Source organism: Treponema sp. OMZ 799, assembly GCF_024181365.1.
Lineage (GTDB): Bacteria > Spirochaetota > Spirochaetia > Treponematales > Treponemataceae > Treponema_B.
Window position 1 is genome coordinate 2,634,704 of record NZ_CP051301.1, and the last position, 12,525, is coordinate 2,647,228.

11 protein-coding genes are annotated in these 12,525 nt (G+C 43.6%); 2 read left to right on the forward strand and 9 right to left on the reverse strand.

Features of this window, described 5'->3' with window-relative positions:
- Nucleotides 1–43 precede the first annotated feature (43 nt).
- Entirely contained in the window at nucleotides 44–2,122 is a 2,079-nt protein-coding gene (gene fusA, locus E4O04_RS12145; RefSeq protein WP_253708294.1) for an elongation factor G, read from the forward strand.
- Nucleotides 2,123–2,345: 223 nt separating this feature from the next.
- Here the strand turns inward: fusA and E4O04_RS12150 are convergent, their stop codons facing one another.
- The 7 genes from E4O04_RS12150 to E4O04_RS12180 form a co-directional block, all read right to left on the reverse strand.
- The gene (locus tag E4O04_RS12150; protein WP_253708296.1) at nucleotides 2,346–3,353 is read right to left on the reverse strand and encodes a hypothetical protein; all 1,008 of its coding nucleotides are present in this window, start codon (nucleotides 3,351–3,353) and stop codon (nucleotides 2,346–2,348) included.
- Nucleotides 3,354–3,539: 186 nt separating this feature from the next.
- Entirely contained in the window at nucleotides 3,540–4,727 is a 1,188-nt protein-coding gene (locus E4O04_RS12155; RefSeq protein ID WP_253708299.1) for a formylglycine-generating enzyme family protein, read from the reverse strand.
- A gap of 43 nt (nucleotides 4,728–4,770) precedes the next feature.
- Nucleotides 4,771–5,781 carry a formylglycine-generating enzyme family protein gene (locus E4O04_RS12160; protein ID WP_253708301.1) on the reverse strand — a complete coding sequence of 337 codons (1,011 nt, stop codon included), beginning with the start codon at nucleotides 5,779–5,781 and terminating at the stop codon, nucleotides 4,771–4,773.
- Nucleotides 5,782–5,931: 150 nt separating this feature from the next.
- On the reverse strand, nucleotides 5,932–6,642 hold the full coding sequence (locus E4O04_RS12165) for a DNA-binding domain-containing protein (protein ID WP_253708303.1): 711 nt from the start codon (nucleotides 6,640–6,642) through the stop codon (nucleotides 5,932–5,934).
- Nucleotides 6,643–6,700: 58 nt separating this feature from the next.
- On the reverse strand, nucleotides 6,701–7,306 hold the full coding sequence (locus E4O04_RS12170; protein ID WP_253708305.1) for a hypothetical protein: 606 nt from the start codon (nucleotides 7,304–7,306) through the stop codon (nucleotides 6,701–6,703).
- A gap of 111 nt (nucleotides 7,307–7,417) precedes the next feature.
- Complete coding sequence (locus tag E4O04_RS12175; RefSeq protein ID WP_253708306.1) at nucleotides 7,418–8,320, reverse strand: Rpn family recombination-promoting nuclease/putative transposase; 903 nt, start codon at nucleotides 8,318–8,320, stop codon at nucleotides 7,418–7,420.
- Between the two features lie 468 nt (nucleotides 8,321–8,788).
- Nucleotides 8,789–10,516 (reverse strand): AMP-dependent synthetase/ligase, encoded by a 1,728-nt coding sequence (locus E4O04_RS12180; RefSeq protein WP_253708308.1) that lies wholly within the window; start codon nucleotides 10,514–10,516, stop codon nucleotides 8,789–8,791.
- Between the two features lie 79 nt (nucleotides 10,517–10,595).
- Between E4O04_RS12180 and E4O04_RS12185 the strand changes: the two genes are divergently transcribed.
- Nucleotides 10,596–11,075, forward strand: coding sequence for a C40 family peptidase (locus E4O04_RS12185; RefSeq protein ID WP_253686971.1), 480 nt, complete (start codon nucleotides 10,596–10,598; stop codon nucleotides 11,073–11,075).
- Nucleotides 11,076–11,094: 19 nt separating this feature from the next.
- Here E4O04_RS12185 and E4O04_RS12190 read toward each other — a convergent pair whose 3' ends face one another.
- Complete coding sequence (locus E4O04_RS12190) at nucleotides 11,095–11,505, reverse strand: hypothetical protein (protein WP_253708310.1); 411 nt, start codon at nucleotides 11,503–11,505, stop codon at nucleotides 11,095–11,097.
- A gap of 5 nt (nucleotides 11,506–11,510) precedes the next feature.
- Entirely contained in the window at nucleotides 11,511–12,446 is a 936-nt protein-coding gene (locus tag E4O04_RS12195; protein WP_253708312.1) for a TraB/GumN family protein, read from the reverse strand.
- Nucleotides 12,447–12,525 lie beyond the last annotated feature (79 nt).

The window sequence follows — 12,525 nt, forward strand, 5'->3', positions numbered from 1 at the left end:
ATTAAATTTTTAAGCTTTTACGCTTTATATAAAAGGAGTTTTTATGGGATTTACAACGGATAAAATCAGAACCATCGCCGTTGCCGGACACGGTCAATCGGGCAAAACCAGTCTTGTGGAACACTTGCTCTATGTTTCGGGCCTTATCGATAAGGCAGAATCGGTAGACTCGGGAAAAACCGTGACGGACTACAGTCAGGAAGAAATCGATCGAAAAATATCTATTTACTCAACCTTAGTTAACTTACAAAAAGACGATAAGCTCATAAACATTTGGGATACTCCCGGAGCTTCTGATTTTATCGGTGAAGTAATCGCAGCCTTCCGCTCATCCGAAGCAGCTCTCATAGTTTTAGACGGAAGATCGGGCGTACAAATAGAAACAATTAAGTACTGGCGCGACCTTGACAGAAGAAACAAGCCCCGCTTGGTTTTTGCAAATAAGATGGATGAAGGCAGGGCCGACTTCGATAACTGTATAGCCGACGTTAAAAAACAGTTTCAGGTAGACGTTTTCCCGGTAAGCTTTCCCATGGGCTTAGGCGGCGATTTTAAGGGCGTTGTAGACGTTCTTCACGGAAAGGCCTATAAAATCGAAGGCGGAAAAGAAGTAGAAACGGACATTCCTGCAGAATATCAGGATAAGTACAAGGAAGCCCTGGAAGTTTTAGCCGGAGCTGCTGCCGAAGGTGATGAGGAATTACTTGTAAAATTTATAGACGAAGGGGAGCTTTCACCTGAAGAAATCAGCCGAGGTCTTACCCTTGCTATGGCAGATAATAGGATTGTTCCTCTTTTTGCAGGTTCAGCCCTCAATAATTCGGGTCTTACCTCTCTTTTACGCTTTATAAGCGAAATTCTCCCCTCACCGGAAGGTGCCCTCGAAAGAGGAGTTACAAAAGAAGGAGAAGAAATCTCAATCAAACTTGACCCTTCTGCCCCTCTTTCGGCAATCGTAGTAAAAACATCCAACGACCAGTTCTCAGGCAGACTTTCCTATGTAAAGGTTATTACGGGAACCCTCTCAGCCGACTCCGAGGTCTTTAACCTTAGAGAAGAAAAAAAGGAAAGAGTCGGTAAGATTTATAAGATCTTGGGTAAAAAGCTCAGCGAGGTAAAAGAAATTGCCGCAGGAGATGTAGGCGTTTTGGTAAAGCTTGCAAGCACAAAGACAAACGATACCTTGGCTGCCTCTGCCGATGCAGTACCCTTTGTGCGGCTTAGAACACCCGAGCCCATCTACTCTTTGGCCGTTTCGGCAATAGATAAAAAGAATGACGATAAGGTCAGCGAGCAGCTCTTTAGAGCTTGCGAAGAAGATATGACCCTTTCATTCGCATTCAATGCCGAAACAAAGCAAAATGTCCTTTCAGGTATGGGCGACTTACATACAAGCATAGTTTTAGATAAGGTCAAAAATCAGTCCAAGATTGAAATCCAAACCTCAATCCCCCGCATTGCCTATCGAGAAACAATTCAGCGCAAAGCTCAGGCTGAATACACGCACAAAAAACAGTCGGGCGGACACGGACAGTTCGGAAGGGTTGTTTTGGCCATTGAAGCCCTCCCCCGAGGCGAAAAATACAAGTTTACCAACGCAGTTTTCGGAGGAGCCATCTCCAAGGGCTACATACCCGGCGTTGAAAAGGGCGTTATTGAGGCTATGGAAAAAGGCGTTTCTGCAGGCTACCCTGTCGTAGATGTTGCCGTAACCGTTCTCGACGGTAAAGAACACCCCGTAGACTCATCGGAAATGGCCTTCAAGATTGCTGCCCGAAATGCTTTTAAGGATGCAATGCGCAATGCAGGCCCCATCCTCCTTGAGCCAATTATGAACCTAACCGTCTTTGTTGAAAACAGCTACCTAGGAGACATAATGAGCGACCTTTCTTCCCGCCGAGGAAGGATACTGGGACAATCTTCTCCTGCAAGCGGCATCGAAGAAATCAGAGCCCAAGTTCCGCATAAAGAACTTTTGCGCTATGCAATCGACCTCCGCTCGATGACAAGCGGTACGGGTTCTTTTGAAATGTCCTTTGATCACTATGACCCGATTTCGGGCAAAATTGCCGATGAAATCATAGCAGAAGCCAAGGCCTTTATGGAAGAACAAGAAGAATAGGCTAAAGCCTAAACAAAAAAAACTCCACGCCGGACAATCCGATGTGGAGTTTTTTATTTAAATAGTTTTTTAGAACCGGAATGTTTTTATTCGTGCGGAGGGTTTAATACCCCGACGCTTGCGTCGGGGTTGTTGATTACGCTTGCTGAGCTGCTTCTAAAAACTCCTGCATGGGCTTTATCAGATTCCGTGACAGCATACTATTTAACTTTTTAATGTAAATTTACAGCAGTGTTAATTCGGATGTTTTTGTTGCTTTTTGCAGTTCGTCGATGAGGATATAGGCTTGCTTCATTACGAAGGCGAAATTTCGCCCGCTGTATGCTTTTTTATCGTTTTTAATCGGGGCTTTGATCGAAACGACTCGGCTTGTGTCTTCTTTTTTTGCCAATACGATATATTTGTAAGATTCGTAGTTTTCCTTGACATCCTCCGGGTAAATCTTTTTAAATTCCCGCAACCGCTCTATTACTTCTTCCCGTTTACCCATGCAGGTCTTGACACCGGCTTGATCAAGTGCTGCATCGTCGTTTAGTATCAGGCTCTCTACAGAACCGATAATTTCGGGGAAAATGGGCTGAATACTCTGCTCCGCATAAAAACCCATATACTTTGTAGGCGTAAAATATCTGTTTTCTTGGCAGCGGTAGATGCCATAGTCCTTATAAAATGACCAGGCTTCCCGTGCGGGAACAATGACTGCAGTTTTCTGTTCATCGTTTAAATTTACATTCAGTAAGCCTTCTTCTCTAAAGAATGCCTGCAGCTCCGAAAGCAAGAAAATCTCGTGCGGTATCATCGTTACTTCTTCTGTTACCGTGTGCAGTATTTCGTATAAAATGTCAAAATTGCACCAGATGATTTTTGAGCCGGATGTTTTGCGTGCAAGCTCCGTTATGTCTTGAGGACAGGATTCGTCGGGCGTTAAAACGATTAGTTTGGCCTCTTTTGAATTGTTAAGATGCCTTTCAAGCTGAGCTCTATAGACGGTATTTTTTTCGATTTTCGTTTCGATGATATAATCGAGCGATGCAAAAATCCGTGCATCCGGTATGGAGTTGCCGTTTTTATATTGATTTTCGAAAGTAATCATTTTAAAATTACTTTCCCCTTCTATGCCTTGGAAAATAGCCGATAGCGTCGGATTGCTCAGCCGTTCCAAAACCGCCAGTATCGTAGATGTTACTCTGTTTTCGGCGTTATGATATGTTGAAAAAATAGATTTGTTCATAGTATAAAACTCCTTAATTACAAAAAATTTTCGAGCCGCTAAAGCGGCTACTCAGTGCAGTTTCATCTTTGCTTCAAAAAATGTACTGCACCGCATCTACGCATTTGTGCTTTGGCAGGTGCGCCGTTTCGGGCGGCTTACGCTGCGCCCTCCACTGCTTACCCGCCTACGCACAAATGCGTGAACTCAAGGGCACCAAGCCAGGCGGAAGCCAAGACTGATGAACCCGTCGCCAGGACTGATGCCGTTCCGTTCGCCTACAGCGCAGTAGTACGCGTAGTAGCTCCAACCGCCGCCACGCCTGACGCGGTCAGCACCCGACGCGGCCCCTTGAGGATCGATAACCTCTCCTGCTCCTATGCTGCCATACCAGTCAAAACACCATTCCCAAACATTTCCCGACATATCATATAAGCCAAGAGCATTCGGATCTTTACTTTTTACCGCAGCCGTCTTAGTTGTAGCAGGGGTTTGATCTACCCAATCGGTTCCGTTCCACCATTCATCATACACGGCAACTCTTGTAAGTTCATCCCGTAAAGTTTCCCAAGTTTCTCCTGCGGGTAAAGCAAGTCCTGAAAAGCCTATGGGCTTTTTTGCTCCGCTTGCACTGTTTAATTTGGTAAGCCACACATCGCCGTATTGTGCCGCATTTTCAGTATTGCTTCCCTGCCAACGGGCCGCATATTCCCACTCAGCTTCGGTCGGAAGTCTAAAGCCTTTTTTCTTCATATCGGCATAGGCTTTATCGCAAATAAATTCTGTCGATGATCCTTCAACTTTCTTTGTTGCGTCTTTTAATACCGCAGCACCAGAAGCATTGCTTTCGCGGTATACGCATTGCTCATCGGAGCCCAGCTTTATTTGAGTATACGCATTACACCACACTATGCAGTCCCTCCAGCTTATATTCGTTACAGGCTGCTCTTCGTCATTTCCGGTTCCATCACTGCCTTTTCGCCCCTCATTGGCAAATACATACCCATGTTCAGGTTTTACCGCCTCGTCGTAGACTTCTTTCCACAGTTTATACGTTACCTCTGTTTTGCCGAGCTTGTAGGGGCTTAATTTTACCTTCCGGTCTTTAATAAATACACCTTTCCAATAATCTTGAGATCCGGGTAAGGTGTAGTCAGGGTCAACGCCTAGAATACCTTTTGCAGGAGGGGTTATTTTTACAAAGCCGTCGCCTGTATCTTCAAAAGAGCCTACAGCGGGTGGCGTGGGCGGGGTGCCGCCTCCCCCGCCTGACTGCGGGCAGGCTGTAAGGACCATGGCCAATATTGCGGCTATGATGAGTGCCGCGGCTCTTTTCAGTGCACAGAGCCTGCCGCTTGAAGCGGCTGAGCTCTTGTTCAAATTTAATTTTATCATATATTTTCTCCTAAAAAATGATATGCTGTTTATATGTGTGAACTTAGGGCAGACAAACCAGCCGGAAGCCAAGATTGATGTCCCTGATGACAGGACTGCTGCCGTACCGTCCGCCTACAGTGCAGTAGTCCGCGTAGTAGTACCAGCAGCCGCCGCGAAGAACACGGTCAGGACCCGACGCACCACCCGCCGGATCTTGACCGCCCGTAGGTGTTGTGCTGCTGTACCAATCCCAGCACCATTCCCATACGTTCCCGCTCATGTCGTATAAGCCGTAAGCGTTCGGCTGCTTCATTTTCACTTGGTGTGTCTTGTTACCGCTGTTTTCATTATACCACGCATAGTTTACGAGCTGTGCTTTCTCATTCGTTCCCGCCCATTTATAGTCTTTTCCGCCCTTGGCAGCCCATTCCCATTCCGCCTCCGTCGGTAAGCGGAAGCCGTTTTTACTCATGTCCAATACGGCGTTATTCCAATCACTGTTATCCGATGTAGGGATAGCACTAAAATTCAATGTATCGAAGTTTACGCCGGTAACCGTGTAACACGGATCAAGATTGCACAACTTACTCAGCTTATTGCAAAATGCTATACACTGATACCAATTTACATACTCTACCGGCCGCTTTTCCTGCACTTCACCGCTTGTAATATTTGTATCATAGGTGTTACTACCAACCGTTTTATTTCCCGTATTATCAAAAAAACTCGGATTAGTGCCCATCACCGCCTGCCACAGCTCCTGCGTTACTTCGGTCTCTCCTATCCGGTAGGCAGTCAGGCTTACCGTGTGCGGTGCATTGTTGCCGGTGTTATCGGTGTGCCCTACGGTTCCGTTCGTTACGGCGGCTATCTTCTTCATCGTAAAGCTTACCCCGCCTACCGTGTAGGTTTTGTCGGCAGACGGTGCGGGCGGTGTTCCGCCTCCGCCCGAACCGCCCGCGCTGTTGGGACAGCCGGTAAAGATAAGTGCGATGAGCAGCACAAAAGCCGCTCCCAAAAAGGCATGTGCCTTGGCAAATGCCTTGGGCTTGTTGTTTGTAAACTTTGTCATATATTCCTCCTGTCAAAGTTTTTTTTAATGTGTAATGTGTAATTGGTAATTTATCGAATTACCGTTCCGGATACCCTCGAACGCTGCTTCGAGATACTCTCGAACACTGCTTCGAGGATGCGTCGAATTATGCTTCGATGTACCGGCGAATTATGCTGCAACAGTCAACGCTTTATTGAACCTTCCGCTTTTAAGCGTTTTGCCGGACTTGTTGCCTTCCAGTATCTTCGTCCGTACTTCGATGTAGTAGGTACCGGCCGCCAAATCAGCAGGGATTATTGCCATAAGACGCGCGGGTTTGTTTTCGGCGATGACGGCGGCACGCACGGGATTTCCCGTTTCGGGCACAAAGAAGATGCCTTGTGCCGTATCTTTGGCATCAAACTTAAGCCGTGCACCTACCAGCTGTACGACTCCGCCTTTGGTCAGTGTTGTGTTTACCGTACCTGTTACGATGTCGGTAACTTCGGTGATGTAGGGGTCGGTGCTTACGCCTTCGGTTTTTTCGCACTTGACTTTGGTAACCGCATCGCGAAGGAGCGTGCCGGCGGTTATGTTCAAGTTTACCGTGTGCCGTTTTTTGTCGAAGCTGTCATTTGCTCCGTCGAATACGCCCGATATGCTCATCGAGGTGTTCATAAGCGGTGTGTTAACGGCCGAGCCGTCTTTGATAAGGCTCGAGCAGACTTCTCCGTAGACTTGCAGCGTTGCCGCCACATCCGCCCTCGTAAGCGTGGTACCTTTTTCCATCATCAAGTCGATAATCTCGTCAAGAGTGTACGAGCGCACGTCGGCCGCCTGCGCCATGTAGTCATCGGGCGCAGGGGTGAGTAAGTTTTCTCGTAAACAATACTTTAACATCTTGTTCTCCTTATATTTTTTAATTTAACCGCGGAGCACGCCAAGGACGCAAGGTGTTTTAAGAAGGCTTTGTAAGGCATTCTTTTATAATCCTTTGCGAAGTTGAGCGAAGCTCAACGCTTTGCGTTCCTTGCGGTTTTTTAAACGGTGTATGAAAAAAGCCCAAGGACAGGAGGCCGGGCTTTGACTGACGGCTTGTCTTTGGGCGTGGTTTGAGTAATTGATATTTATTTGGGCACAGGAACCCCTCAGCTGTGAAGCTGTGAAGCTGTGAAGCTGTGAAGCTGTGAAGCTGTGAAGCTGTGAAGCTGTGAAGCTGTGAAGCTGTGAAGCTGTGAAGCTGTGAAGCTGTGAAGCTGTGAAGCTGTGAAGCTGTGAAGCTGTGAAGCTGTGAAGCTGTGAAGCTGTGAAGCTGTGAAGCTGTGAAGCTGTGAAGCTGTGAAGCTGTGAAGCTGTGAAGCTGTGAAGCTGTGAAGCTGTGAAGCTGTGAAGCTGTGAAGCTGTGAAGCTGTGAAGCTGTGAAGCTGTGAAGCTGTGAAGCTGTGAAGCTGTGAAGCTGTGAATTTTGCCCGATGCGGTACTTTATGTCAAGAGCTTTTTCAAAACTTTTTGTAATTTTTTTATGAGAATGTTTATAACTGCTGTCCGGGCGTTTCCATATCATTGGTATTTAGTATAAACGGTTTTGCTGCATATTGCAAGGCTTTTAGAATAAAGTTGTTTAATTGGTAATGGGCTTGTCACCGTATCAATTACACATTACCAATTAACCGAATTACAGTTTTTCAATCTCTTCACTGGAGAGGCCTGTCGCCTGCATTATCTTTTGTACAGGGTCACCTAGTTGCTTTAATATACGTGCCGTTTCAAGCTTATTTTGGTATTTGCCGTCGGAAAAACCTTGTTCAATACCGCGCTCAATGCCTTGTTCAATGCCTTCAGCAAATGCTATTCGTCTTTCTTCAGATCTCTGTACTGCGATGTCTGTGTCGTAATCATATTCGGCTACTAACATATTTATTACCTCCCGTGATTTTCTCATTAAATATTCTCTTAATATTCCTTTTTCTATGCATATCTTTACCGCATTGGTAAAGCCTTTTTCAGGGTCGAGCTGTGTTTGCTTTCTTACCTCTTCTACAAAGAGGCTGTATTCCTCTAACGGTTTACAGGCTGCTAGGATTTTGTTTGCTTTGTCCGTGTTTATGTTTAAAACCTGTACCGTCAGCTCCAGCGGAACGTGTTCTGGCTTTGTAATAAAGGCATCGGACAGTTTTAGAACCGTAGTTTCAGGATAGTCTTCTTTGCCGTTATAGAAAACGTAGAATTCCGGCGTGGGTATTTTTGAAAGTTTTCTTAGATACCTGTCGGTCGGTGCTTGCAGTTTTTCATAGAGCCTCGCTATGTATTCTAAAAAGCGTAAGGGCATGTTTTCGTTTATAGTGGACTGATGTTCTGCAATAACGACGATTTTATTGTCTACAAGGCAGGAAACATCGTTGATTATGTTCATATACATGACGTTATCGAGCCTTATATTTTCTACAGGACACGAAAGCTGTAAATTCGTCCCATGCAAAGCGTTGTAAAGCGATAAGAAATTCTCTTTTGCTTTTTCGTCTTCGCTGAATAAATCGACAAAAACCGAGTCTTTGTATTTTCTGTTTGAAGTACTCATAGCCATCCCCTCATTGATTGTATTATAACATAATTACTTTAATTTTGTAAGAGTTGTTTTTTTTATTTAACCGCAGGGGGCGCTAAGAGCGCAAAGGGGTTTAAGGGAGTCTTTGTAAGACATCCTTTTATAATCCTTTGCGAAGTTGAGCGAAGCTCAACGCTCTGCGGGCGTTGCGGTTTTTTGAATCTGCACCGGTTATTTGCAAAAGTGCTCATACTATATAACCGCCGCGGATGGCGGTGGTTCCACGCATGCGATGTTTTGAGCACTGCTCAAAACTCGTGTTGAAAATCGAACAAGGATGTTCAATTTTCATACATTATACCACTCTTACCGCAGTTTTGTAAGGGATGATGACGGGCGGTCTATTACGGTAATAATAGGGGCAGGATCAAACATCTTTCCATCTTATAAAAAGGAACCTCTAAAAAACTGAAGCTCTTAGAGGTTCTTTTTTATAACTACCTACTTCTTAAACCGCTTTACCTTTTTAGTAGTGGTCATTTCAAGCTGCTCAGCAAGATAGGTTGTCTTTGTAATGCGCTGATAGGGTAAAAGCTTCTTATTTACGGTCTCGATGATAGAATCGATTTCCTTTTGAACAGCTGCATCGTCTTCGCTTGTGCCGCGGATCTTGTTTAACTTTTTATAAAGTTCATCAGAGGGATAAACAAGGGCTTCAACTTCCTCGCCTTCCTCAGCCTGATAAGCTACTGCAGTAATCTGCTCAATCTCGTTATAGTAAAGCTGGAACATATTTTCGATTTCTTCGGGGAAGACGTTTTTTCCTCCGGCAGTAACTATGAGGTTTTTAGCCCTTCCGCAAAGGTATAGGTAACCTTCATCATCGAGCCAGCCGAGGTCTCCTGTACTAAACCAGCCGTCCGGCGAAAGCACCTTAGCTGTTTCTTCAGGCATATTGTAGTAGCCTTGCATAACCATCGGCCCCTTTACGGCAACCTCGCCTATTCCCTTTTCATCCGGATCGAGGATTTTCATTTCCATATAAGAAATAAAGTACTGACCGACACTGGCTATCTTAAAATGTTCCTTTGGGTTAAGGGCAACAATGGGAGAGGTCTCTGTCAGACCGTAACCCTGAACAAAGTCGATACCGAACTCGTTATAAGCCCTGCATACATTGGGAGCAAGGGGGCCGCCTCCGCAGATAGCGATACGCACATTTCCTAAGCTGGCCTTGTCCAAAATGCCGTGGAATAGCTTGCTGCCGATATTTACCTTAAATACCTTTTTAAAGAAGTAAGAAACTCCCATCAAGGCCCTGATAATACCGAAAACTACGGCACCCTTAGCCTTTATGCCTTTGAAGATACCTGCAAGCAGTTTATTAAACAAGAGCGGAACGCCCAAAAGCATCGTGATTTTTCCGGCTTTAAGCTCGGCAAGCATCTTTGATACGGCAAGAGTCTTGCCGAAAACCAATTCTGCACCAACCGAAAGAGCTTCGATAAATACCGCAAGCATCGTATACGAGTGATGAAGCGGCAAAAGAGCATAGAATACATCCGTGTGATAAATATTTAAATTAGACTGAGCTATATAGCAGTCGGAAACAAAGTTTTTGTGAGTAAGCATAACACCCTTGGGGTTTCCCGTCGTACCTGAGGTGAAAAGGATGGCAGCCGTATCGCCTTCTTCAGCCTTTGCAAGCTCAGGCGTACCATTGGGTTTTAAGTTATATACATAAATTTCAGGATGTTTTTTACTTAAAGAATAAAGTGAACCCACATAAGCCTCGGTTTTTGCTTTTTCTTCAAAAAAGCCGAATTTTTCCTCATCCACAAAGAACATTTTGGGCTTTGCAGTTTTTAATAAGGTTTCAATCTCTTCATTATGAAGACCGTAGTCTATAGGAATTATTATTCCCCCTGCAAAGAGAGCAGCCAGATATACGACAGCCCATTCGGGGGAGTTTTTCCCTGAAACGGCAACATGATCTCCCTTTGTAACTCCGTTTTCGGTCATCCAATAAGCCAAGTCTCTGATTACCTTTAAACTTTCAGCATATGAAAGGGTAATACGATCGGGTTCAAATACCGTAAAACAATTTCTTTTAGGATACCGTTCTGCGGTAATTTCAAACATTTCAGGGAGGGTCGGCCACTCGCCTTTAAATTTTTTACCTCTCCACTCATCCAAAAAAGCCCAGGGCTTTTTATTAAGATTTGCCATAAGATCTTCCTTTTATAAATAAATTTAGCTAAATTCTCTTATAGTTAGACCCGATAAGAGATAAGAGGTTGCAGAATTTATGAAAAAAATATTTATTTTTATTGTTTTAAGCTTTTTTTTAAACGGATGTATGATCTTTGGGGCTCAACCGCCTGAATCCCCGCGTCTTGATTTTATAAATGCTGCATATAAATATCTAAAAACTCCATATAAATATGCAGGAACCACTAAGGCAGGGATGGATTGTTCAGGCTTTGTATACCGCTCAGCCCTTGACGGCCTTGAAATAACCATACCTCGGAGTACAAGAGGCCTTGCGGACTTTGCAAAACGCATTCCAAACAAAGAGGTTCAACCCGGTGATCTTTTATTTTTTTATACTGTAGGAAATAAATTATCTCATGTAGGAATTTACATAGGAAATAGGCAATTTATCCATGCGGCATCACAGGGCAAACATACAGGCGTAATAATTTCATCCCTTGACGAAAAGTACTGGAAAAAAGCATACCGCTTTGCCGGAAGGTTTTTAGAGCCGGAAGAAATTTTTAATAAATAAAAAGCTCGAAATTAAACAGTTAAATATCAAACACGTCCAATATTATTATGAGCTGCATTCCCTTGTGCGGCTCAAGATTGATATCGAATTCCTGTATCAGAGACTTGGGTTTTGTTTTAAGTTTTCTTATTATCGAAAACTCTTCCTTTGCCAATAGTCTACCCTCAGGTCTCTTATACCCGGAAAAATCATATACGACCTTCGTTATTAGACGCCCCTCGATAACTTGAACTATAACTTTGCCGTCTTCATTTGTAATATATTTTTCTTGGGTACCGTCCGAAAAGAAAACAGTACAGGGAAGGTCCTTAAAAGATATTTGAGCCTTGTCTGTCAGCTGCACATAGGCTCCTGTAGGTTGAATTTGCTTTGTCTTGCATGACAAAAAGCAAAGCATCAAAACTAGAAAAATAAACCCTTTTCTCATCATATCTCCTATTTTAAAATTCCTTTTAATCTCATCTGTTCAAAGACACTGTCCTCTCCCAAAAAATGAGCAATACCTGCAAATACAAAGCTTGTTCCGCCTTCATTAAGATACTGATCAAACTTTTCTGCCCAAACAATATTTCGGGCTTTTAACAAGGCGTCATGAGGTATGCCCTCACTCATCTCTAAAAGAGAACCTATAAAATCTTTTAAGTCCTCGCTATTGTTTTCCAGATAAAGCCTTTTTAATTTGGTCAGGAAGTCAATGGTTTTATCGGCATTTTGTAAATCATCTATAGTTTTTTTAAGATCATAAACTTGTTCTTCAAAACTTCCGGATGATAAGATATCCAGCTGTTCATCGATAGTTTCAAGAGCTTCAATTTTTCTTTCCCCGGCGCGGTTTATAAGATGTATATCTATACCGTTTTGAGGCTCAAGATCAGCCTTTGTATATAGGATTTGGTTTAAAGTTATTGTAAGAATCCACGGATTAAATTTAAAAAGAGGGGCAGCAATACCTTCTCCCAATTCCTGCTTAACAACATTTATTTCATCTTCGGATAAAAAATTAGACAAATCTTTTTCGGGATTAAGATTCATGTTTTGAAGCATTCTTACCTGTAACTTTTCTTGAAGAGAATTCATTTCAGGAAGTCCGCCCAACTCACTTACCAGCCTATCGGCATTATCAAAGGTCTCAAGTATCTTATCTTCCAAGGGATAAAAATCCTTATCGGCCACGTGAATCGTTCCTAAAACATAAATTGAAGCTTCATCTTTTTTTATTTCCCAAAACATCCTTTCCGGATGCTTGATTAAAACGGCCTTAGGTTCCGCCCCGTCTTTTAAGTTAGAGTTCTTTGTGGCACAAGAGCTTAAAAAACAAAAAAGGAATAAAAGGGTCAAAATCCCGGGCAAAAGTTTTTTTATGTTCTTCATTTTTTCTCCAAATTTAAGTCGATTATTTTATACAAAAAGTATATAAAAAATTCGTAAAAAATGCTATACTGCGAGGTAC

Coding starts and splice junctions, on each gene's coding strand:
- fusA (WP_253708294.1), top strand. CDS start 44: ATGGGATTTACAACGGATAAAATCAGAACCATCGCCGTTGCCGGACAC.
- E4O04_RS12150 (WP_253708296.1), bottom strand. CDS start 3,353: ATGAACAAATCTATTTTTTCAACATATCATAACGCCGAAAACAGAGTA.
- E4O04_RS12155 (WP_253708299.1), bottom strand. CDS start 4,727: ATGATAAAATTAAATTTGAACAAGAGCTCAGCCGCTTCAAGCGGCAGG.
- E4O04_RS12160 (WP_253708301.1), bottom strand. CDS start 5,781: ATGACAAAGTTTACAAACAACAAGCCCAAGGCATTTGCCAAGGCACAT.
- E4O04_RS12165 (WP_253708303.1), bottom strand. CDS start 6,642: ATGTTAAAGTATTGTTTACGAGAAAACTTACTCACCCCTGCGCCCGAT.
- E4O04_RS12170 (WP_253708305.1), bottom strand. CDS start 7,306: ATGATATGGAAACGCCCGGACAGCAGTTATAAACATTCTCATAAAAAA.
- E4O04_RS12175 (WP_253708306.1), bottom strand. CDS start 8,320: ATGAGTACTTCAAACAGAAAATACAAAGACTCGGTTTTTGTCGATTTA.
- E4O04_RS12180 (WP_253708308.1), bottom strand. CDS start 10,516: ATGGCAAATCTTAATAAAAAGCCCTGGGCTTTTTTGGATGAGTGGAGA.
- E4O04_RS12185 (WP_253686971.1), top strand. CDS start 10,596: ATGAAAAAAATATTTATTTTTATTGTTTTAAGCTTTTTTTTAAACGGA.
- E4O04_RS12190 (WP_253708310.1), bottom strand. CDS start 11,505: ATGATGAGAAAAGGGTTTATTTTTCTAGTTTTGATGCTTTGCTTTTTG.
- E4O04_RS12195 (WP_253708312.1), bottom strand. CDS start 12,446: ATGAAGAACATAAAAAAACTTTTGCCCGGGATTTTGACCCTTTTATTC.